General features: G+C 50.7%; 21 protein-coding genes, 1 tRNA gene and 1 other RNA gene. 14 read left to right on the forward strand and 9 right to left on the reverse strand.

Annotated elements, in window-relative coordinates; genetic code table 11:
- Position 1 precedes the first annotated feature (1 nt).
- From IOQ59_RS13955 to IOQ59_RS14000, 10 genes are all read left to right on the forward strand, one after another.
- Complete coding sequence (locus IOQ59_RS13955) at positions 2–988, forward strand: TRAP transporter substrate-binding protein (protein WP_193954000.1); 987 nt, start codon at positions 2–4, stop codon at positions 986–988.
- A gap of 172 nt (positions 989–1160) precedes the next feature.
- A complete protein-coding gene (locus IOQ59_RS13960) occupies positions 1161–1673 on the forward strand; it encodes a TRAP transporter small permease (protein ID WP_193954001.1) in 513 nt (170 codons plus the stop codon).
- Between the two features lie 3 nt (positions 1674–1676).
- Positions 1677–2981, forward strand: coding sequence for a TRAP transporter large permease (locus IOQ59_RS13965; RefSeq protein ID WP_193954002.1), 1305 nt, complete (start codon positions 1677–1679; stop codon positions 2979–2981).
- 192 nt (positions 2982–3173) lie between these two features.
- Entirely contained in the window at positions 3174–6392 is a 3219-nt protein-coding gene (locus tag IOQ59_RS13970; RefSeq protein WP_193954003.1) for an NAD-glutamate dehydrogenase domain-containing protein, read from the forward strand.
- Positions 6393–6512: 120 nt separating this feature from the next.
- Positions 6513–6722: a hypothetical protein gene (locus IOQ59_RS13975; protein WP_193954004.1), complete on the forward strand. Its 210-nt coding sequence runs from the start codon at positions 6513–6515 to the stop codon at positions 6720–6722.
- Between the two features lie 79 nt (positions 6723–6801).
- Positions 6802–7590 carry a putative hydro-lyase gene (locus IOQ59_RS13980; protein ID WP_193954005.1) on the forward strand — a complete coding sequence of 263 codons (789 nt, stop codon included), beginning with the start codon at positions 6802–6804 and terminating at the stop codon, positions 7588–7590.
- 14 nt (positions 7591–7604) lie between these two features.
- Positions 7605–8345 carry a 5-oxoprolinase subunit PxpA gene (locus IOQ59_RS13985; protein WP_193954006.1) on the forward strand — a complete coding sequence of 247 codons (741 nt, stop codon included), beginning with the start codon at positions 7605–7607 and terminating at the stop codon, positions 8343–8345.
- On the forward strand, positions 8336–9013 hold the full coding sequence (pxpB, locus tag IOQ59_RS13990; RefSeq protein ID WP_193954007.1) for a 5-oxoprolinase subunit PxpB: 678 nt from the start codon (positions 8336–8338) through the stop codon (positions 9011–9013). The genes IOQ59_RS13985 and pxpB overlap by 10 nt, the downstream gene beginning before the upstream one ends.
- Positions 9010–9951, forward strand: coding sequence for a 5-oxoprolinase subunit C family protein (locus IOQ59_RS13995; protein ID WP_193954008.1), 942 nt, complete (start codon positions 9010–9012; stop codon positions 9949–9951). The genes pxpB and IOQ59_RS13995 overlap by 4 nt, the downstream gene beginning before the upstream one ends.
- Before the next feature lie 112 nt (positions 9952–10063).
- On the forward strand, positions 10064–10741 hold the full coding sequence (locus IOQ59_RS14000; protein WP_193954009.1) for an SDR family oxidoreductase: 678 nt from the start codon (positions 10064–10066) through the stop codon (positions 10739–10741).
- A gap of 226 nt (positions 10742–10967) precedes the next feature.
- On the opposite strand, the gene IOQ59_RS14005 is transcribed toward IOQ59_RS14000, so the two are convergent.
- Positions 10968–12083: a GlxA family transcriptional regulator gene (locus IOQ59_RS14005; RefSeq protein WP_193954010.1), complete on the reverse strand. Its 1116-nt coding sequence runs from the start codon at positions 12081–12083 to the stop codon at positions 10968–10970.
- A gap of 224 nt (positions 12084–12307) precedes the next feature.
- Between IOQ59_RS14005 and IOQ59_RS14010 the strand changes: the two genes are divergently transcribed.
- Positions 12308–13228: a LysR substrate-binding domain-containing protein gene (locus tag IOQ59_RS14010; protein WP_193954011.1), complete on the forward strand. Its 921-nt coding sequence runs from the start codon at positions 12308–12310 to the stop codon at positions 13226–13228.
- 245 nt (positions 13229–13473) lie between these two features.
- Here the strand turns inward: IOQ59_RS14010 and IOQ59_RS14015 are convergent, their stop codons facing one another.
- The 5 genes from IOQ59_RS14015 to IOQ59_RS14035 form a co-directional block, all read right to left on the reverse strand.
- The gene (locus IOQ59_RS14015; RefSeq protein WP_228050908.1) at positions 13474–14007 is read right to left on the reverse strand and encodes an ACT domain-containing protein; all 534 of its coding nucleotides are present in this window, start codon (positions 14005–14007) and stop codon (positions 13474–13476) included.
- Between the two features lie 103 nt (positions 14008–14110).
- Positions 14111–15406, reverse strand: coding sequence for a TRAP transporter large permease (locus IOQ59_RS14020; RefSeq protein WP_193954013.1), 1296 nt, complete (start codon positions 15404–15406; stop codon positions 14111–14113).
- A gap of 101 nt (positions 15407–15507) precedes the next feature.
- Entirely contained in the window at positions 15508–16095 is a 588-nt protein-coding gene (locus IOQ59_RS14025) for a TRAP transporter small permease (protein ID WP_228050909.1), read from the reverse strand.
- Positions 16096–16173: 78 nt separating this feature from the next.
- On the reverse strand, positions 16174–17199 hold the full coding sequence (gene dctP, locus IOQ59_RS14030; RefSeq protein ID WP_228050910.1) for a TRAP transporter substrate-binding protein DctP: 1026 nt from the start codon (positions 17197–17199) through the stop codon (positions 16174–16176).
- A 162-nt stretch (positions 17200–17361) separates the two neighbouring features.
- Positions 17362–18573: a M24 family metallopeptidase gene (locus IOQ59_RS14035; RefSeq protein ID WP_193954014.1), complete on the reverse strand. Its 1212-nt coding sequence runs from the start codon at positions 18571–18573 to the stop codon at positions 17362–17364.
- A gap of 1173 nt (positions 18574–19746) precedes the next feature.
- On the opposite strand from IOQ59_RS14035, the gene IOQ59_RS14040 reads away from it, so the two are divergent.
- Together IOQ59_RS14040 and IOQ59_RS14045 are read left to right on the forward strand one after the other, a co-directional pair.
- Complete coding sequence (locus IOQ59_RS14040) at positions 19747–20454, forward strand: AzlC family ABC transporter permease (protein WP_193954015.1); 708 nt, start codon at positions 19747–19749, stop codon at positions 20452–20454.
- Entirely contained in the window at positions 20447–20809 is a 363-nt protein-coding gene (locus tag IOQ59_RS14045; RefSeq protein WP_193954016.1) for an AzlD domain-containing protein, read from the forward strand. The genes IOQ59_RS14040 and IOQ59_RS14045 overlap by 8 nt, the downstream gene beginning before the upstream one ends.
- Before the next feature lie 139 nt (positions 20810–20948).
- Here the strand turns inward: IOQ59_RS14045 and IOQ59_RS14050 are convergent.
- The 3 genes from IOQ59_RS14050 to IOQ59_RS14060 form a co-directional block, all read right to left on the reverse strand.
- A non-coding RNA gene (locus tag IOQ59_RS14050) (RtT sRNA) lies at positions 20949–21065 on the reverse strand.
- 51 nt (positions 21066–21116) lie between these two features.
- Positions 21117–21204 (reverse strand) — tRNA-Ser (locus tag IOQ59_RS14055).
- 351 nt (positions 21205–21555) lie between these two features.
- A complete protein-coding gene (locus tag IOQ59_RS14060; protein ID WP_193954017.1) occupies positions 21556–22455 on the reverse strand; it encodes a LysR family transcriptional regulator in 900 nt (299 codons plus the stop codon).
- Positions 22456–22662: 207 nt separating this feature from the next.
- On the opposite strand from IOQ59_RS14060, the gene IOQ59_RS14065 reads away from it, so the two are divergent.
- The gene (locus IOQ59_RS14065; RefSeq protein ID WP_193954018.1) at positions 22663–23364 is read left to right on the forward strand and encodes a CoA transferase subunit A; all 702 of its coding nucleotides are present in this window, start codon (positions 22663–22665) and stop codon (positions 23362–23364) included.
- The last annotated feature ends 8 nt before the right edge of the window (positions 23365–23372 follow it).

Consider the following 23372-nt stretch of genomic DNA (forward strand, 5'->3'; position numbering starts at 1 on the left):
AATGAAACGTTTTACCCATAAAGCCGCTGTACTGCTTACATCCCTGCTAACGCTGGGGGCCACCAGCAATGTGTTAGCAGAGAAGCGCTGGGATATGCCAACCCCTTACGGTGATGGTACGCACCAGACCCAGGTAGCACGCAGCTTTGCTGAAGAAGTGAACGCCAATTCCAATGGTAAGCTGACAATCAACATCCACTCCGGTGGCTCCCTCATCAAACATCCGGAAATCCACCGCGCAGTTAAGACCCGTCAGGTACCTGTGGGTGAGGTTTTTATCGGTCGTTTGGGTAACCTCAACCCAATTTTCAAGCTGGACAACATTCCGTTTCTGGCAACCGACTTTGATAGCGCTGAAAAGCTTTATGCCGCATCCAAACCTGAGCTGACAAAAGCACTGGCCAAAGAAAACCTTATCCTGCTGTACACCTCTCCATGGCCAGCTCAGGACCTGTATACCAACAAAGACGTTAAAGGTTTGACCGATCTGAAGGGTATGAAGATGCGCTCTTACAGCCCAACCACCTCTCGTCTGGCCGATTTGATGGGGACAACACCCGTCAACATTCCATTCAGTGATGTCGCGCAGGCATTCACCACCAACGCCATTGACGCCATGATCACCTCCCCAAGCACCGGCGTAAACGGCCAGAGCTGGGACTATATTTCCCACTTCACCACGATCCACGCATGGATTCCAAAGAACATGGTATTTGCCAACAAGCGTATGTTCGATCGTCTGGATGAAAACACCCAACAGGTGATCCTGACAGCCGCTGCTAATGCAGAGAAAAAAGGCTGGGCACTGGGCCGCAAGCTGGCGGTAGAGCACACCGATACTCTGGCTAAAAACGGTATGAAAGTGGGCGAACCAAGTGCTCAGTTGATTAATGAACTGGAAGCGATCGGTTCCACCATGGTTAACGAGTGGGTGAGCGAAGCCGGCGACTCCGGTCGTGCAGTACTGAACGCCTATCAGCAGCTTTAATCTCTTGCTCAGGTAACGCCTGCTGGTTCGACAATCAGGCGTTACCTCAGCCAATACGATGCATGAATACATTATAAAAAAACCTACAAACCCGACTATTTCGGATGATCAGTCCGACATAACAGTAATACGGATGTTGGGGTTTCTGGTCAGGCAATCGGGTGAGAATAAAATGCAAACACTTAAACACTACTTTTACTTAACCTCAGCGGTGCTATCAGGCACCTGTCTGGTCGCGATGACGGTGCTGATTCTTGCGCAAATAACAGCGCGAACGTTCGGCATAATCATCCCATCTTCTGAGGATTTCGCAGGCTGGTTATTGTCCGCAACCATCTTTTTCGGTCTGGCTTATACCTTTAATACCGGCAATCACATCCGGGTCACTATTCTGCTCACCCGCTTGGGTGGAAAAACGCGTCGCCTGGTTGAATTCATCAACCTATCAGCGGGCACCCTCATCAGTGGTTACCTCGCGTATTACACCGCCTATACAGTTTACGAATCTTATATCTATGACGATGTAACCGATACGTATCTGGCGATGCCGCTCTGGATCGTGCAGTCCCCGATGGCCCTTGGCTCTCTGTTTCTCCTGATCGCTATTGTCGACAGTTATGTCTCGGCAATACAGGGAGAGAAACCGGGATTTATCGCCCACGAAGATGCCTTAAGCGCGGAGTAAATCATGGATATCTCATTAGTCAGTTTTATTTTAGTGGTTTGCATGCTGTTGATGCTGACCAGTGGCGTCTGGGTCGCACTCACCCTGACCGGCATCTCGATTATCGGGTTGCAGTTGATTGGTAATGACAGCATAGGGCTGTTGCTAGGCACTTCATCCTGGAGCGCTGTGACTGGCTGGTCACTGACCGCCCTGCCCCTGTTTATCTGGATGGGCGAAATCCTGTTCCGCACCCGACTGTCTCAGGACCTGTTTGAAGGTTTGGCACCGATACTGTCCCGGTTTCCGGGTAAGTTATTGCATGTAAACATCCTGAGCTGTGGCATCTTTGCCGCCGTATCCGGCTCCTCAGCGGCAACAGCCGCGACTATCGGTCGAATGACACTGCCGGAACTTTCACGTCGTGGATACAGCGAATCCATGGCCATCGGCACACTCGCAGGGTCTGGTACCTTGGGCCTGCTCATCCCACCGTCAATCATCCTGATCGTTTACGGTGTGTCTGCGGAAGTTTCCATCGCACGCCTGTTTCTGGCGGGTGTACTGCCGGGTCTGGTTCTGATTTTGCTGTTCATGGCATTTACAGCAGGCTGGACCTTGATGCAGGGTCGTAAAGGCGAAGTCGCCGATAACGTCCAGTACAGCACTAAAGAGAAAATTCAGGCACTGAAGAAGCTGATTCCGATCATCCTCCTGATCGGCGGTGTCCTGGGTTCGATCTATCAGGGTATTGCTACACCCACAGAAGCCGCGGCCTTCGGGGTTGCAGGCTCCTTCCTGCTTTCGTTCGTATTGGGGAGTTTTACACTCAGCGGCTTTATCGACAGTGTCGCAGGGGCAGTGAAAAATTCATGCATGCTGGGTCTGATTCTGGTGGGTGCTCATTTTCTTACACTGGCAATGGGCTTTATCGGTATTCCAAGTGCGCTCGCCACGTGGATCTCAGAGTTGGGCCTATCACCCATCGAACTGATTCTCTATCTCACGGTGTTCTTCGTCATCATGGGCTGCTTCCTCGACGGCATTTCGGTGATCGTCCTGACTACATCCGTCGTGCTGCCGATGGTGACCCAAGCCAATATTGACCTGCTGTGGTTCGGTATCTTCCTGGTGCTGGTTGTAGAAATGTCGCAGATCACTCCACCGGTGGGGTTCAACCTGTTTGTGATTCAGGCGCTGACCGGAAAGAGCATCATCTATGTTGCAAAAGCAGCCCTGCCGTTCTTCTTTATGATCGCAATCGCCATCGTATTGATCACCGCATATCCATCCATTGTGCTGTACCTACCAACCCTGATGACATCCTGACGGTATGGACGACACACGCTCTTAACGTCTGAAGACACTGGCCTCATGTCATAGAAGCGGGGTCAGCGATAGGACATAACAGCTGACAGGGACGTCACTGCTATGGACGTTACCAATATGAGCCGGTAGCAGCATCTGGCGCTACTGGCGAGACGATGAACCCCAACCTATGAAATATAGTTGGATGAGATCATGACACAGCAAGACAATAACAATAAAAGACTCGCGGCCAACGCCAAGCACAGCGAAGCAACATCCGTTGCAACTCAGGTAAACAACTGCTGGTTCAGCGAAGATCCGTTAGAACAGCCGCAGGTCAGTTTCTGTATCAACGGTACAGGCGAGCTGATGGCACTCTCCGAACTGCTGCCGGTACTTGAGAATATGGGCGCTACGGTTATTTCCGCCAACAGCCGTCACCCCACAGAAGCAAAGCGTGCTGAAAAGTTAGATTGGTGTATTCACCTTAAGCTCCGTAGTGACCAGTGTGAGCTGACTGGGAATGAACCCCTGCAACAGAATTTTAAGCAACTGTTCCTGTCCGTGATAAATGCAGATGTCGAAAATGATGGGTTTAACCGCTTAGTCACCGTGCCGGACATCAACATTAACGAGCTGGTGTTACTGCGGGCTGTTGCCAAATACCTCCTACAGATCAATGTGCCCTTCAGCCAGTCCTACATTGAAGAGGTTCTGACCCGACACAGCGATATTACGACCCTGTTAATACGCTTCTTCAGCTTCAAATTTAGCCAACCAGCCGCATTACCTGCTGAACAAAGACTGCCGGAGCTGGACTCGTTGGAGAAACAAATTCTCGCGGCATTGGATCGAGTCACAATGCGGGATGAAGACCGCATTCTGCGCAGCTATTATTCAGTATTCAGCGCCATGATCCGCACCAATTTTTACCAACCATCCTTGCCCGGTGCCATTCCCAAAGCACTGAGCTTCAAGCTACGTCCGAAACAGATCGATGGCATTCCCCTGCCGGTCCCTGAATTCGAAACCTTCGTATACAGCCCGCGAATTGAAGGCGTGCATCTACGCGGCGGCAAAGTCTCGCGGGGAGGACTCCGTTGGTCCGATCGCAGAGAGGACTTCCGCACCGAAATCCTTGGGCTGGTGAAAGCTCAGATGGTTAAGAACTCGGTGATCGTACCGGTTGGAGCAAAGGGTGGCTTCGTAATTAAGCGTGGCGGACGGGACGACCTGATTCTGCGCTACTCGGAATTTATTGCCGCCCTGTTAGACATCACTGATAACCTGAAAGGTGGCGAGGTCATCCCACCCGCTGATGTGGTCCGATATGACGACGATGACCCCTATCTTGTGGTTGCCGCCGACAAGGGCACCGCGGCACTGTCCGATATTGCCAATGCCATCGCTCAGGATTACAACTTCTGGCTGGGTGATGCCTTCGCCTCCGGTGGCGCTCACGGTTACGACCACAAGAAAATGGGCATTACCGCCAAAGGCGCATGGCAATCGACCCGCCGCCTATTTAAAGAGCGCAGCATCGACAGCCAAACTCAGGACTTCACGGCCATTGCCATTGGTGACATGGCAGGCGATGTATTTGGTAACGGCATGCTGCTCTCTCAACATATCCGGTTGGTCGCAGCATTTAACCACCAGCACATTTTTATCGATCCCAACCCTGATGCCCACATAAGCTTTATCGAGCGTAAACGTCTATTTGAACTGCCCCGCTCAACCTGGGACAACTACTCGAAAAAACTGATCTCTGACGGGGGTGGCGTTTTCTCCAGACACTCAAAGCAGATCCGTCTGACAGACCCGATCCGAGCGCTGTGCAATATCAACCCACAGGTCGCAGCCATCAGTCCCGACGAGCTGATCCGCCACCTGTTCAAAGCCCCGGTCGATCTGTTATGGAATGGCGGTATCGGCACCTATATCAAGGCATCCGCAGAAAGTCATCAGGAGGTCGGTGATCGCGCCAATGATGCGGTGAGGATCAACGCTCAAGACGCGGGGGCCAGCATCATTGTCGAGGGTGGCAATCTGGGCCTGACACAATTGGCGCGTATCGAGTTTGCCAAACAAGGAGGTCGGGTAACGTCCGATGCCATCGACAACTCTGGCGGCGTAGATTGTTCCGACCACGAAGTGAATATCAAGATACTCCTCCAGCAGTTACTGGAGGACGGTGTTATCGACCTTTCCCAGCGCAACCAACTGCTGGAAGAGATGACTGACGAAGTGGCTGATCTGGTTCTGCGCAATAACTTCCAGCAAAGCAAGATGCTGAGTCAGTCAAACCATACCTCCCCGTTGTTCATAGATAAGCATGCCCAGCTGATTCATCTGTTAGACAAAAAGCAGCTGCTGAATCGTGAGCTGGAGGATCTACCAGACAGCGTCAGCATGAACGCGCTCGTCAAAACAGGGCAAGGGCTGACCCGACCGGAAATCGCCGTTCTGCTCGCCTATAGCAAAACCTACCTGTTCAATAAACTTGTGGACTCTGACCTGATTGAGGATGAACTCATTCGGAAGGAACTGTTCGGCTACTTCCCCTCAGTAATACGTGAGCGTTACCCGGACCACATCCGCAATCACCCACTGGGCAAAGAAATTCTGGCCGCCCAGATTACCAATCAGGTCGCAAACCGGATGGGATCCACCTTCTGCAACAATCTGCTGGAAGTTAAAAATACCGATGCGACCCGTTGGGTTAAGTCCCACATTGCAGCCCGGGAGATTTTCAGAACAGCCGAACTGGGGCAGGAAATTGAGGCGCTTGGTTTTGCCGTAACCAACGACCTGCAGATGGAACTCTACCTCAAGCTGCATTTTCCGATGGAGAAAGCTGCACACTGGTTGCTGAACCATACCGATGAGACATTTGACACTCAAAAAGTGGTCGAGAGCTTCACCCCCTGGGTAAATCACCTCAAAGACAATCTGCCGCAGCTGTTAACGGAAGAAGAAACGCAGTCTTATCAACATGCGGTCTCAGATCTCACAGACAAAGGCGTACCGACGGAACTGGCGCAAAAACTATCGGCGCTGGAATACCTGTATCCCGCACTGGATATCGCGGTGATCGCTGACTTCGACCATCAGCAGATGGATCGGGTTGTCACGACCTACTTCACACTCAACGGCGACCTCAATGTGTTCTGGTTACGTCGCTACCTGAACTCGATCCCAAACTATGACCGCTGGCATCGCAAAGCGAAGGATGCGATGTCAAAGAACATGGACCATGCGGTGAAGAATCAAGCCGTGCGGCTGTTAAGCAGACGGTCAGACGAGCATGTTGATTCATTGCCTGTCGGTTGCGAGCACTACGCTGAACTCATAAATGAGATCAAGGCAACACCAAACCCGAGCCTTGCGACCATCACCGTTGTGATTGAGCAGATAGATACGCTGAGCTGACAGTCCATCTGACTGACGCGTTTTTTGATCAACGATTTGGCGACTCTTGCTTCAACCTGCTTCGGCGGTTGAAGCACTCTTTTTCACTTCGCCATCGAACACAGAGACCTCTGACCGACAATGAACAACGCTCTCACGCTGCAACACTTTAAGCAGATCCACCACATCGATGAAATCATCGAGATCGCACATAACAGCTGGTGGGTATACCGCAGATCAATCAAAGCCAATGGCTCGCTGAGTATCAATCCGCGTGTGGTGTTCTTTGGAAGCAGCAAGGAAGCGGCAGCCCGTTGGCTGGAGCAACAAGCAGCGCCCGCTGCCTACTGATTGACTCAGGAAGCCAATAGAGCGCACCACTTAAGCCACATGACCGTCGTATCAAACTTACAATAATAAAGGTTCGTCCATGTACGCAGATAAAACCCCCTCTCACATTCGACAGCTGATTCGAAATGGTGAATATAACGACAATACATCGGGCCTGGCCCCGGGTTTTGTTCAAGGCAACCTCGCCATATTGCCCAAAGCGTGGGCTGATGAATTTCTTCAGTTTTGCCAGCTCAATCCCAAGCCCTGCCCGATTATCGGCATGTCCGGTCAACCCGGTCAGTTCATGCTGCCTGAGCTGGGTGAAGACCTGGACATCCGTCGCGACGTACCGCGTTACCGAATCTATGAAAACGGCGTGATGACCCAAGAGCTGAATGACATATCTGAGGTATGGCGTGATGATCTGGTGACCTTTGTATTGGGATGTTCCTTCTCGTTTGAAGAAGCCCTGCTGGCGGATGGTCTGGAAGTGCGGAACATCAGCGAAGGTGTCAATGTGCCGATGTACCGCACCAACATTGAGTGTCGACCAGCCGGACGCTTTAGCGGTACAACCGTTGTCAGCATGCGGCCAATGAAAGCCGCCGACGCGATCCGCGCTGTACAGATCTGCACCCGTTTCCCCTCCGTGCATGGGGCACCACTGCATCTGGGTGATCCGTCACTGATTGGCATTGAAGATATCAACCAGCCAGATTTCGGCGATGCCGTGACCATCAAAGAAGATGAGCTACCGGTATTCTGGGCCTGCGGTGTGACACCTCAAGTCGCGATTGAACAGGCAAAACCGTCTTTCTGCATTACTCATAGCCCCGGTTACATGATTGTCACCGATCTCCCCAATAGCCGATTAGCTATTCTGTAAATAAGGAGATTCCGATGTCACTACAGTTGAATTGCGATCTGGGCGAAAGCTTTGGGTCATGGAAAATGGGCCTGGATGACGCGGCAATGCCACATATTGATCTGGCGAACATCGCCTGTGGCTTCCACGCAGGCGATCCGCTGGTCATGCAACACACCCTGTCACTGGCCAAACAGAATAACGTCACCATCGGTGCCCATCCCGGTTATCCGGATCTGGCAGGTTTTGGTCGACGCAGCATCAAAACCAGCGCCGCTGAGCTAAAGGCGATGTTGCTGTATCAAATCGCCGCCATCGATGGCATGGCATCAACCCTCGGCTTAACACTGGAATACGTTAAGCCCCATGGCGCAATGTACAACGATATGATGGCGGATACAGCCATGCGTGAAACCGTGATGGCAGCCATCTCAAGCTACCACCGACCCTTGATACTGATGCTGCAAAGTACGCCGGAGGCGGAGCAGCATGAACAGGAAGCGCAAGAGGCAGGAATTCATCTCTGGTTCGAGGTGTTTGCTGACCGTTGTTACGCCGACGACGGCAAGTTGCTGGCGCGCAGTCAGGCAGGCGCCGTGCACAGAACCGAGAAAATGCTGTCCCAGGTAAAGCAACTCAAGGAACACGGCACGATCACCACCGTCAGTGGTAAAACCCTGCGGTTAAGAGCAGATACGCTCTGTGTCCACGGCGACAATATGGATGGCGTCAATGCGATCCAGCAGATTCGTGAGTTGATCAAGTCATGCGTATAGAAATAGCCGGCGAAAACGCCCTGATCATCTATTTTGGTGAGGATACAGACCCGCATACCTCAGCCAAGGTACAACGGGCAGTGACGATTCTTGAAACTGAGATGGCCGACAAGCTGATCGACATGGTGCCCTCTTATGCATCACTGTTGGTGATTTACGATCAGCTGACCTGCGACCACCTCGAAATTCAAGCCATGTTGCAGAACATACTGACGCAACTGGAAAGCGCCCCGCAGGCTAAAGGTACGCTGATCACTCTACCCGCCTACTACAGCACCGAGTCAGGTCCTGATCTGGAAAATTTGGCGCAGCGCGCAAACCTCAGCATCGATGAGGTGATCCAGATCCACAGTCAGACAGAATACCGTGTATACGCCATCGGCTTTGCACCGGGTTTCGCCTATCTTGGAGAGGTCGATCCACGTATAGCGGCGCCACGCCTCTCGACACCCCGGCAGAAAGTCCCCAAGGGATCGGTGGCCATTGCGGATCAGCAAACAGCTGTGTATCCGGCGGTTTCTCCGGGGGGATGGAACCTGATCGGCTTATGCCCTACACCCATGTTTGACCCCAATAAAAAACCCACGATGCCGGTGCAGGTAGGTGATCGCATTCGCTTCGAACCGATCAGTCGCACGCAGTATCTGGCGCTGGGAGGTGAACTATGAACGGCTTTAAAGTATTACAGCCCGGCCTGCTTACATTACTTCAAGACGCCGGTCGTATTGGTCACCATCGTATCGGTCTGACCAGTGGTGGCCCCTTGGATATGCTGGCCTTTAAATGGGCGAACCGCTTACTGGGCAATCCTGTGAACAGCACCGTTCTGGAAGTGAGTATCGGCGGTTTGGTATTGGAAGCGGAAGTGAATACGCTGCTGGTACTGACCGGTGCAGAGATGCCGCTTAAAATAAACGGGATTGAGTTCGAGCGCTGGCACGCCCACCGCATCAAGCAAGGTGACCGTATTGAGCTGGGTTATGCCAGCCAGGGGGCGCGCGCCTATCTGGCCGTCAGCGGCGGCTTCCAGATTGAACATAGCTTTGGCAGTACCGCAACCGTCACGCGTGAAGGTATTGGTGGCCTGAGTGATGGCAATAAGCTGAAGCAAGGCGATTACCTACCCTGCAATGAAGTGACCTCCGGCCAGGCCTTTCGCCTGCCAGAACTCCACCGGCCTGAATACACGGACAATATCAGCTTGCGTGTCATTACAGGTTATCAGCAGCATTCATTTAGTGATTTCGATAAACGGATGTTTTTCAGTAGCGATTACCAAGTGACAGACCGTGCCGACCGAATGGGTTATCGCTTATCCGGCCCGGAGGTTAAAGCCTCTATTGATGGCATTCTGTCAGAAGGGATCTGTCACGGCGCCATCCAGATTCCAGCCGACGGCCAACCCATTGTATTGCTGAATGACCGCCAAACCATTGGAGGCTATCCCAAAATTGGTTCAATGATTTCACTGGATACGGCACGCATGGCTCAGCTACTATCCGGTTCAACCTTGACGTTCGAAGAGATCACCATCGACGACGCTCATAACCTGCACTGCCTGGCACATGTTAAATTTGAACGTACCGAACCCGAAGACGTAAGTTGAAGCGGACGCAAGGTGACACCTCGGCATATGAGCGTGTCACTTGTACGATTGCGGCTCAAGCGCATGCCTGTCAAATCCATATCCATAGCCATACCAATAGGAAGATAAACAGATGCCTACCATACTCATTACGGGTGCAAATCGTGGGATTGGTCTTGCGCTAACAAAGTCGTATCTAAAGGATGGGTGGCGCGTACTGGCAACCACACGAAGTCCGGGGACAACCGTGGCGAAAGGTGCCGAGCCACTGATCCTTGATGTGACCGATCCGGATTCCATTGCCGCACTTAAGGCCCAACTCTGTGGCATACCGATCGATGTTCTCTGGAATAACGCAGGCGTCTATCTCGACAAGAACAAGCCTCTTGGTGAGATTGATGATGAGGACTGGGTTCGTACGTTTGAAATCAATACAATCTCCCCGATTCGGATTGCAGAAGCGTTGGCCGAAAACGTTGCCGCTTCCGACCAGAAGGTCATGGCTTTCACGACCAGCAAGATGGGCTCACTCACACACAATGGGATGGGAGCCTACGCCTATCGCTCATCAAAAGCCGCGCTCAACATGGCCGTCCGTTGCGTGGAAAAGGATTTTTCAATACGTGGAATCAGTTGTCTATTGCTGCATCCCGGTCATGTCAGAACAGACTTGGGAGGTTCCGAAGGCGCTATCGACGTAGACACCAGCGTTAAGGGCATGCGCAGGGTCGTGGACCACGTCAACACCTCCAATCGTGAAGACTTTAGCGGTGGTTTTTTTGATTACGACGGATCAACGATTCCTTGGTAGCCAGACATTACATCGCTCACGCTACAGGGTTCCCGCAATCACCTTTGAAAATGGCTGGGCTTCCTCTTCGTGCATTAGAGGGCTACCGAGAATTTCCTAAACGAAGCCCTGAGTTCGGTCTACACACAGATTCAATGCCGTCGAAGGGCACGCCGTTTAATCGTGTCCTTCGTCCAGCGATGTAGAGGAAAATCACTCTAAACGCGGCAAACTATGTCACCACACATCAGCTAAAGTCCTGACGGTACTTGTCCCGTACATGCGATGGCGAAATACCAAAGAAATCCTTAAAACAGTTACTGAAGTGGCTGGAAGTCACAAAACCACAGGCCAATGCAATATTCGTAACACTGTCATTACTCTGCAAAAGCAAACGGCGGGCCTGGGTGATGCGTAGCTCCAGATAATACCGAGAGGGTGATGTATCCAAATACGCCTGAAATAACCGTTCAATCTGACGCCTTGAAATACCGATGCAGCCCGTCAACTCATCAACGTTCAGCGGGTCTTCGATATTTGCTTTCATCAGCTGAATAATATCCCGCAAATTGTCCGGTATTATAGGGCGCTCAGTAGCAGCCGTAAGCTTAATACTGCCCTGCTCTACAACTTGATCACAGCTGAGAATCTCACGCACCGCGCGTACAACATCCCGCCCCTGCAACTGGTCAATCAACTGCAACATCATCTCCAATGCACTCGCAGGACCGGCACTGGTAATAACCGAGGGTTCCAGTTCGAGCGTATTATCTGTCACCTTCACGTTGGTAAATCGTTCACGCATGAAAGCATGATTATCGGGATGCAACGCACATTGCATATTATCCAGTAAGCCGGCATAGGCAAGCGAGATCGCCCCATTCCAGATACCACCGACAACAGCGCTGTTTTTAGCTGTAACTTTCAGAAGTTCTGTCAGGGCTTTGTTTTCTGCCATAGAACACCGAAAGCCACCACACACGATGATCACATCAAATTCGCCGCTCCCTTTACCGTTAAGGCGATCCAGACTGCCTTCGGTTGAGATCTCAATGCCAAGGTCAGAACTGACTTTTTCGGTACTGACACCATAAGTTTCGAACTTAAACAGGGGCGATGTTTGTACCAGGTTGGCGGTGACTAACGCATCAACTGCCGCGGTAAAAGCCATCATAGAAAAGTGTTCGGGCAAGATAAAAGCAACCCGAACAACGTTCGTACTCTCCTTGTTTCCAGGCAAGAACGCACGGTTGGTATCCCGCATAAGATGACTGAAACGACGCTTGCCTTCTATCTGCAAAGGTCTGACGTTATCGGGCAAAACCTTTCTGGTGTGCTGGGTATGATCAATGTGCTTACGCATTATTATTATTCTCCTGATCGGGCATCCATGCGATTGAGTGGTTGGTATTCCCTGGCCGTTCTCGATGTATCAACTGGCAATCAGTGCACAGATATTACGATGCTAAAAACCCAAGCCCCATTAGTCCAAGCAATACTTTAAATAATATCATTTGCATTGCTTATGCCGCAGAGTTACTTTTAACCATGTGTTCAGATACAAAAATAAGATATCGGTCTGTCGCTATGAAAAATATCCCCATGGATCTACTTCGCACCTTCACCACCATTAATGACCTCGGCGGTTTTACTCAGGCTGGCGAGCTACTCGGCCGTTCCCAACCTGCGATAAGCCTGCAGGTAAAGCGTTTGGAGGAGTTACTGGATGTTCCGCTATTTAATAGGGTCGGGGGTCTGCAGTTAACGGAAGAAGGACGGATTTTATACAGCTCTGCGCGAAAAATACTGGAGATGAACGATGCCGTGGTGTCGCGCCTGTCGACACCTTCTGTCAGCGGTACCGTGCGGTTGGGAACCCCAAACGATTTCGAAGTGTCCTTCCTGCCGGTCTTACTCTCCAAGTTTTCCCGTGCCTATCCCGATGTCACCCTTGATGTGAACTCAGATGTCAGCATCAACCTGCGTGATGGATATAAGAAGGGATCTTATGATCTGGTGATGACGATGGATGAGTATCACGAACACGGCTTTGGCGAAGAGGACTATATTGTTGAAACACTCTCCTGGATCGCTGATCCTGGCTTTGTTCTAAACAAAAACCAGCCGGTGCCTCTGGTGCTTTATCCGCAAGGGTGCATCTATCGTAAGCACATCACCGATGCCCTGAATAAGGCCAATATCCCTTGGCGTGTACTGTACTGTTCGTCCAGTTTGCTAGGCATTCAATCGGCGATAAAAGCGGGATTGGGCATCAGTGCGCTGGTGCTAAATACCATTCCTGAAATTTTCCAGGCAGAAAAAACCTACAGTGATCTTCCAGACCTTGGCAAGGTCACCATCGGATTCAACTATGATCAGAATACGTTGTCGCCTGCGGCGGCGCTGTTGCTGGATTTCCTCCGCCGAGGTCTGAAACAAAGCCAGAACTATCCGGCGTCATTTAAGATGCCGCAAGACACCGGAAACAGCCTTCTCTCCGTGCGCTGACACAATAGATCTCGGCTCATCAGCCCTGTCCTGTCGATTGCTCAGGCAGTAGATAAGCGTAGCGATCGCCATCGTGATCAAGCGTGCTATAAACATTATTCGATATCGGTCTACCGTGGAGAAATGCTCGGTTATTGCCCACTCCAATAGCCAGCCACTCCCCGTTAAAACAGACTGATCGAATATGCGGCACACAGAACAGCTAATTCAGCCATTGAAGGATCTCTTGAGACGGTCTCATGGTATTAACTGACTAGTACATGTTCCGGTTCATCAATACTGAGGCGGATACTTAGCTCAGGTGAAAGACGGTACAACGCCTGTAAGAGATTAGGTTCAGATATGGGGCGGGTCAGTTCAGCATGAACTTTAGAGGTAAACTGCCGCTTACCTTCTGGGGTCTGCCCCATATAATGCTGATTCAACTGCTCAATCTGGGCTCCATGAGACTCAAGAATCGTACGGATATCGAAATCAATACCAAAGCGATACTGACCGTGTAATTCCAGTGCCAGACGGTGGCTCTTACTCGGATCTGGATTGAGTTCCTGTACCGAAATAATGTCCAACCCTTTAACCCTATACTCAGCAAAGACCTTTCTTGAAAAGGGTATATGCGCAGCTGGCAGACAGACTTTAAACATAGCGGTCACCTGCCCCGCCATCACCGTCTGCTGCTTATCCAGAAATACACCCTCCATGAGTGCGATGGTTTCACAAAATTTATGTAGCAGCTCGGGCTGATCCTTTCCTGCCACGGTTATCAACCAGGTCACCATAAAAACTCCTAAGGGATATTGCAGCAATTAGGGCCTAATCACTGCAATTGTTCGAAGTTGATACCGATGCCTGCGTCGCCGACATCGGTAGAAGAAGCTTCAATTAATCCAGCAGGCTCGGTAGCCACAAGCTCAGTTCAGGTATGAACGTCACCACAAACACCATGGGCAGATGCCCCAGCAGCAGGAATTTCATGGTGGGCCCGATATATTTGTCGAGCGACAGCTTAGTCACCCCGCCGGCCATATAGAGCAGCGGTGCACAAGGCGGAGAGATATTACCCAAACCCAGGTTGGTACCTACGATCGCGGCAAAATGAACCGGATCGATACCAATCTTCTGCACCACCGGCATCAGGATAATCGCCGCCAGCACACCACCGGAAACATCATCAACAATCATCCCCATCAGCAATAACAGCATGTTGATAATTAATAGCAGGATAATTTTGTTATCTGAGATACTCAGCAAAAGCTCTGCAAATTGATTCGGGATCTGCGCCAGAATCATGCCCCGACTGAGAATAAACAGGAAGAACAGCACCATGATCACCGAGCCGGTTAAGATGGCTGCATCTTTGCTCGACTCAAACAGGTTCCGTATTGTCATCGTCCGGTAGATGACAAAACCGACAAACAGTGTATATACCAGAGCAACCGCTCCCGCCTCTGTGGGCGTTGCCACACCGCTATAGATTCCGCCCAGGATGATAAACGGCATGATGATCGCCAGGCTAGCGCGCTTGCCTGCGCCCCAGATCTCCCGCCCCACATCACGCAGCGGCAGCTTTGGTGACACCTTTATGGTGTTGTTCTTGCGTAGGAACCAGAAGTTCAGCGCACAATACACCAGCGCCAGCAGAATACCTGGCAACATCGTCGCCAGAAACACCTTAGCGACCGACTGCCGGGTTGCTATCGCAAATACGATCATTGGAATACTTGGCGGAATCATCAATGCCAATACCGATGATACGGCGACCAGTGCTGTCGCATGTCCTTCGGGGTAACCTTCCTTAATCATCCGCGGCACCATGATCTTGCCGATCGCAGCAATGGCGGCTGAAGCACTGCCGGAGATTGCGCCAAACATTGCACAGCTGAGTACGGTGACCGCACCCAATCCGCCCTTGGTCCGCCCAACAAAAGCGTTCACAAAATCCAGTAAGCGCTCCGATATCCCGCCAGTCCCCATCAAGGTTCCGGCCTGCACGAACAGGGGTAATGCCAACAGTGAGAACGCCCCAATCTGGGAATAACCATAACCGGCATGGAAGGAGATGTCGGTACCGGTCAGAACACCATAAAACAATGCGCCGAGACCAAAAGAGAAACCAACGGGTACTTCAAGCAGTAGCAGAACAACGACAATCGCAATAGTCAGGAAGAATATTGTCATGACCACACCTTTTTACTTATTATTTTTCTATGAGCACTATTTTTAGTGAGTACGGATTGTTATCAGCAAACTGTTTACTCAGTGCGTATTAATCCGTGTTTCTACTTCGAACTGTCCGAACCCTTTTTCAGATCTCGTATCTCAGCGATAATTTGCAGGCAGTAATAGAACGCCATCAGTGCAAAACCACTCACCATGCTGAAGTCCCAAAGGTACTTGGGCCAGCGCATGTAAATACTTTTCCGATTGAGATCCAGATTGAACTGAGCAAACTTCAGTGCAAAGTAGCCAAAGACACACACCGCCAGTAAACAGGCAAAACTACCTGCAAGACGGATGACTTGTATTAAGGTGTGGTTCTTAAAGATCAGCGCGACGATGCCGCCAGAGATATGGTCCTGATCCCGGGTGGCATAGACCATACCCAGAAAATAACCCCACAATGCCAGCATGGGTGCCAACTCCTCGATTCCCAGAAAAGGCGATTCAAGGCCGTAACGCATCACCACCTGTGCTGCCATCAATAAACCCAGCGCTAATGTTGCAAACACCATTGCGATGGCGATCACTTGCGCCATACGGGCTTCAATTCTGAAAAACAGCGACTGCCTTGCTTTTGCGTCCCCCGGTACTGCCTTGACGTATGCCGGTCCAACCATTTCATCCGGATGGGTATACTCGATACTCATAATTAAGCTCCGTTGATTGCTCTTGTAAAAAGAGCCTGCAAAGCGCAGTTCGCAGGCTCTCCAGAACTACCCCGGATCTTAAAGACCGGCGGTTTCTTTCAGGTCAGACATGATTTTCTTACCCAGCAGACCTTCCATGATCGGCCATTCGACTTCCATTACCGTCTTCTTGTACGCGGCAGCCTGAGCCGAATCCTGCTCTAGCACTTCGATACCTGCGGCTTGAATCTTATCCAACCACCCCTGACTGAACTCTTCGGCATTGTCCCACGCCCATTGAGTGGCATAGTCAGCCGCTTCACGAACCCAGGCACGCTCCTGATCACTCAGGTTCGCCAGCCAGCTTTTGCTTGCGATCCAGAACGTTGGTTCGAAAGATTCACGGGTATACACGTAAGCGCGCAACACATCGCGGAACATCAGCACTTCATACGGGGGAGAGAATGCACGACCGTCGATTGAACCGGTCTGCAGCGCGGTATGCACTTCGGAGAACGCCATCGGCACAACCGAGAAACCCAACGCACTGTAGCGGTCGATCGCCATCGGATAGTTAGGTACACGGATCTTAAAGCCTTTAGAATCCTGAGGAATTTTAACCGGCACATCCACGCCTTTACGGACTACATAACCCGTAAAGTCAGTCGGCAGTGTACCCAGCAGCTCAACGTTCAGTCCGTCATAGATCTCTGCAAACAGGTTGTCCATCTGACTACCCGGACCGTACACCTTAGTTGCACTTTCCCAGTCATCAGCGACATAACCCAGATTGGCAATATCAAGGCGTGGATCCAGCTCGGAATTGGACCAGGCCATCGTCATCGGCAACGCCCCCTGCATCACCTGTTCGGTAATCGTCGACCAATCACCAAGATCGCCGCCCGGATGATATTCAATATTCACAGTGCCGCCTGACAGCTCATCTAATTTGCTGATGAACTGTTCAGAAACACTGTTAAAGATATGATCTGTCGGCATCACGTGCGCCAGGATGTGACCACCGTCTGCAGCCTGCACCTGAGCAGGAAGTGTCAGAGTTAAAGCACTTGCGGAGAGGGCTGCTGCGGCGAGCATCCCGGTGAACTTTTTGCTGAATCGGGTCATTTGACCACCTCTTTTATTTTTATTAGTGGAACAAGATCTAGCATTGGCTGCTGTAACAGCAGCGTCTCCCCTGCCCTTATCCCTGTTATGCAGACAGGACAGGTTATATCCGCACCGCCAAATAACAGGGTTACTTAACGGTGCAGTTAATCGGCTTAAGTTTCAGGATTTAACGATGTTGTGCTCTGGACCGAATGGGAATTTAGTGATGTTTTCAACACTGTCTTCTCCCACCACTAAGATATCGTGCTCACGGTAACCACCCGCTCCTGCCAGACCTTCTGGCAACATCAGCATGGGCTCCATAGAAACCACCATGCCCGGCTCGATCACCGTATCGATGTCTTCACGCAGTTCCAGCCCAGCTTCGCGGCCGTAGTAATGGCTGAGTGTTCCGAAAGAGTGGCCGTAGCCAAAGGTGCGGTACTGCAACACATCATGCTGCAGGAAGATTTCATTCAGTTCGGCTGCAATATCACAGCAGCGAGCACCTGGACGGATGAGCTCCAGACCACGGCGATGAACTTCACAGTTGATCTCCCACAGTTCCAGATGACGATCAGATGCGAACTCACTGAACAACGTGCGTTCCAGCGCGGTGTAATAACCGGCAATCATGGGGAAGGTATTCAGGCTCAGAATATCGCCAGCTTCGACTTTACGGCTGGTCACCGGGTTATGCGCACCATCTGTATTAATACCGGACTGGAACCAGACCCAGGTATCCATCAGCTCACCTTCAGGATAGGTCGCTGCGATCTCACGCACCATCGCCTGAACACCCGCCAACGCAATCTCATACTCTGGCACACCCACGGCAATTGCATCGCGGATCGCGGCACCACCAATGTCTGCAACACGTGCACCATTCTTGATGACGGCGATCTCTTCTTCGGATTTGATCATTCGCATCTTCATGGTCGGCACACCGATATCCACGAATTCGGACGATGGGAACGCGGCCTTCATCTTTTCCAGGTTTTGCAGGGGCATATGGTCAAATTCGACGCCGAATTTACCGCCATCTTTAACCAGATTTTTCAGTGCATAAAAGAAGTTATCTTTCTGCCAGTCGGTATATACAACGTTATCGCCCAACTGGTTACGGCGGTAAGGCTGACCGCCATCGATATTTGCAGTCACCGTCGTGTAGGAATCCTGAGTCACAACCAGACCGTAGTCACGACCGAAGCGACAGTAAACAAAATCACTGTAGTAGTTGATGTTGTGGTAAGAAGTAAACAACACCGCCTGCAGGTCATTCTCAGCCATATAACGACGCAGCTTTTCCAAACGGGCGCCAAGCTCCTCTTTGGAAAATGTTGGCTGCACCTTTTCGCCATTTGGAATCGACAAAGTGTGTGGCATCTGCATGTTTAATATCCTCTTATTTTTCTAATTTTTACGTATGACCTTTGGCACTTTTTCAGGTCCGAACGTTACAAAAGCGAGCTAGTCAGCTGCTAAAAATCAGATTATCTGGAGAATTCACATAACAGAAATCAATAGTTCTAATAAGATCATTTGCGCTACAAATGTCCTTATTCGAACCCTATACACCACGGGCTACTGAGGCAGATAGCTCAGCAATACACCCATCCAAAGAGAAGATAGAACGGTAGGATCATCGTGCAGTGCAGGAAAAGTTAGAGGCAACCTACCCACTAAGTAACGTCTGGGTCTCTACCCAGCGATGAATAGTTGTCGTGGATTCCTTTCAGGACGGCGTGGTGCATCCACTGTTTATCCAACGTCACAGCTGCCATCAGTGGATTTCCGCTCTATCCCACTGACGCGCTTTGGGCATCCGTCACATCCAAAACATTCACTGCCATACAATGAAAATTAGGAATTTATCCTATATCCGCATAATGAAACCAAAGCTACTTTATATACAGCGGTATACACACATAACATATGGATATACCGTTCTTGATATCCTAAGTTGAGAAATGCAGTCCAACCGTTCAAGGAACACGAAGAGTTATTCAAACTGGATGATTCTGCGACTCGTAACACACTTAACGAAGGACTCGTCATATGTCGGAACGCAAGGATTACTGCACTTGTTGCCTAACTCCAGCTGCAGATGCCGCACCAACCCCCTCTCTCCAAAAGGTTGCACACATCGGTGATCATACCGTCTACAGCTGCGATAAATGTGAAATGACACTTTGTATGGATACAGATTATGGGCAAGACATACATGAACGTGAAGCCTTTGAGCACGTACTCGCGGGTGCGGAGTTCTATGATCAGAGCTAAAGCTATATAACGTTCAGGTTATATTTGCGTCATCGCAACGATCACCCTACAGCTTAAAAATGCCCCAGGTCCCTAGCAAAATTTGCCGTATAGATATGGGGAGAATGCCTTAGATGACGCGCCATAATCGGTTATGGCATTTGTCACATTGCCTGCTATGCTGATGACCACATATTCGCGCCGCCAGCATTCTATCTGACAAGGGCGCTAGCTATACCAATCACAGTTCCATCACTTTCAATAACAGGGCTTCCGCCCTGTTTTGCGTTTAGGACACAACCATTGATAGATCATCGTAAACATTTCTGGCTCGGTGTACGTGACTTTTTACCCCTGGTATCCGGTGTTTTACCGTTTGGCCTTATCGCTGGCGCCACCGGAGTGTCTCTGGGAATGAGTCCAGAAATGGTGCTCGGTATGACTGTCCTCTTCTTTGCCGGATCCGCTCAGTTAGCAGCTTATTCGCTTATCCAGGACAACGCGCCCTTCGTGATTATTCTGGTGACTGCGGTGGTCGTTAACCTCCGCTTCGCCATCTACAGCGCGACCTTCGCGCCGTTGCTAGGGCCACTAAAAAAGCGATACCGTTTTCCAATGGCTTATATGCTGTCAGATCAGGTATACGGTCTCTGTTCCATGCCGGAACAACTTCAGAAATCAAAACACGAACAGGTTTGGTATATCGCCGGTGTGTCGATCGCAATGGCACTCAGCTGGCTAATTTCAGTCGTTTTGGGCGTTGTACTGGGTGCTGGGATTCCCCCTGGATGGTCGCTGGAATTTACGATTCCTCTGGCATTTCTCGCAATGCTTGTTTCAACGATCAGTAATCGTTTGTTATTGATGGTGGCGATGATATCCGGCGCTACAATCGTGTTATTACAGTGGCTACCTTATAACTTCGGATTTATCGTAGCCGTCACTGCGGGTGTGACAGGCGGAGCAGTATTACCAAACCTGTTAAAAATGCGCGGGGCATCACATGACTAGCACTGATGTGAATAACTTGAGCATGACCAATACAGAACTGTGGCTACTGTTCTTCGCGGTGGGGCTGGGAACCTTTCTTGTGCGACTGTCCTTTATTCAGCTACATGGCAGCGCTGAAGCGCTAATTCGTCGCAGCAAACCCATCCTGATGATGCTACCACCAGCAATATTGGCCGCGCTCTGCATCCCGGCCATACTGTTTACCCGACCACTGACAGACTATCAGCTCAACTATGACCAGATCATCGCTGCGATCGTCACCATATTGATCACTCGATTTAGCAAAAGTGTATTCTGGCCAGTCGTCGGGGGCATGCTCTGTCTCTGGGCGTTACGCTGGTTAAATATTACATAGTGAGTAGAAGTAAGAATCTTGCGTGCACACCGATTGTACTTGGCAGGTAGAAGCGCGAGAAGTCGCGCGCGACTTTCAAATACTACGCATACAAAAAAGCCCCGGTCGCTAAACCAAGGCTTTTTCGTTTCAAATTAGATGGCGGTGAGGGAGGGATTACTTCGCCCCTTCAGGGCCAGCCTCGCAAGCTCCACTGTTGTCTCGCTTCGCTCGACTCGAACCGCGAGGGTTCTCACCCTCCATTCAAATACCGCAGATACAAAAAAGCCCCGGTCGCTAAACCAGGGCTTTTTCGTTCTAAATTAGATGGCGGTGAGGGAGGGATTCGAACCCTCGATACGTTTCCGTATACACACTTTCCAGGCGTGCTCCTTCGGCCACTCGGACACCTCACCGCAAATGTTCTCAGGTGGCGTAGCCAGCCCCGATCACATGAGGCGCGTATTCTATTGAGAAACATCAGCTTCATCAACTGCTTTTTGAGAATTTATCTAAAATTTCTGACATTGTCAGAATGACGCAGAGATATCGGAGATTTTGGGTAAATTGGCGTGCGGTAAGAAGGGATTGCACGGAACCGCCTTGCTGACTTAGGGAGGCCCGTGCAGAGAAGTCGCTGTCTTGCTCTACTCTCTCCCTGAGCGGACAACACAACGGCACCCAATGTAGCGATTTACGAGCGGAAGCGTGTTGATCTGCGACAGGCTTTTATATGAGTCATTACTCAACAATATATTGAGTCCATACTACTCCAGCTGAAACTCACCCTTTCGCAATACGTCGATCATTGCGGTTGCCGCCGCCGAAAGTGGATAACGCTTGCGCGTAAATATACCCACCTTTCGCGTAATCACCGGGGCTTTTAATGGGCGCCACTGCCCGCCCAGCTGTTCGATCTGCGGGATACAAAGTGACGGAACCACACTGACGCCCAGCCCACAGACCACCATACGGATGATGGTGATCAGCTGATGCGACTCTAACTCTATATTCAGATTAAATTTTTTCTCTTCCAATGTTCGTTCAATAACCTCACGAATACTGGACGGTCGCTGCAGTGCAATAAAGGGGTAAGACTTCAACTGATTCCACGTGATTGCATCTTTTTCCAGCAACGGATGATCGGCTGGTAACGCAACAACAAACCGGTCCTCAAACAGGGTTTCGAAGTTCAGGTCGTCGATTGAGCTATCAGGCAAAAAAGCGATACCCACTTCTACCCGCCCGCTGCGTACCATCTCCACGACAGCCTCAGCCACAACATCCTGTACGGTCACGTTGATATCGGGGTACAACTGGCGGTAACCACCCAGAACACTGGGCAATTGCTGCCCCGCGAAGGATGGCATCGCAGCAATGGAGAGCTTGCCACGTTTCAGGGAGAACAGGTTATGCAGCTCCAACATTGCATCATCCCAGTCTGCCAACAGACGTTCGGCGACCGGGTAAAATGCCTCCCCTTCCGGGGTCAACGCCAATGTGCGAGTGGATCTTGCCAACAGTGTTCCACCGACCGTTTCTTCCAGGTTTTTGATGGCAATACTCAGAGCCGGTTGCGACAGATAAACCAGCTCAGCCGCTTCGGCAAAACTGCGCGTTTTCGCTACTGCAACAAATGCTTTCAACTGCTTAATGGTTACATTCATAAATAAACTAAATGAATTATTGAAATTTTTAAATTGGATAAATATTACCATCTAATAGATGCTATTCAACATGAAGCGAGCAAACACTCAGTGTCACGGTGCCCGAATCACCATGCATGACTGGATTGTAAGCAAGTTGAATTGAACTGTTGCAGAGCAGATGATTAGACGCTCTGGAACTGAATAATAACGAGAGGAGTTCTCCCCATGTCCGGTTTTGACAAGGTGGTAAACAGCTACGAAGAGGCAATGGCAGGTCTGGATAACGACATGACCGTCATCGCTGGTGGCTTTGGTCTGTGCGGTATTCCCGAAGGTTGCATCGCGCAAATCAAAAAAATGGGCGTTAACGGCCTGACCATTGTTTCCAACAACTGTGGTGTAGACGGATTTGGCCTGGGCATCCTGCTGGAAGATAAGCAGGTTAAGAAGATGGTTTCTTCTTATGTGGGTGAGAACGCACTGTTCATGAAACAGTTGCTGGAAGGCGAACTGGAAGTTGAATTGACTCCTCAGGGTACGCTGGCAGAAAAAATGCGTGCCGGTGGTGCTGGCATCCCTGCATTCTATACCGCGACCGGTTACGGCACGCTGGTAGGTGAAGGCAAGGACGTACGTGAGTTCGATGGCCGCAACTACATCCTGGAAGAATCCATTACCGGTGAGTTCGCTATTGTTAAAGGCTGGAAAGCAGACCGTTACGGTAATGTGATCTACCGCCACACAGCGCAGAACTTTAACCCAATGGCGGCAACTGCAGGCAAGATCACCGTAGTTGAAGTGGAAGAGATTGTTGAGCCAGGTGAACTGGATCCAACTCAGATCCACACACCGGGTATTTACGTCGACCGTGTCATTCAGGGCACTTTCGAGAAACGTATTGAACAGCGCACAGTGCGCGAAGCATAAGGGAGGAG

The organism is Pontibacterium sinense (genome assembly GCF_015209595.1).
Lineage (GTDB): Bacteria > Pseudomonadota > Gammaproteobacteria > Pseudomonadales > Balneatricaceae > Pontibacterium > Pontibacterium sinense.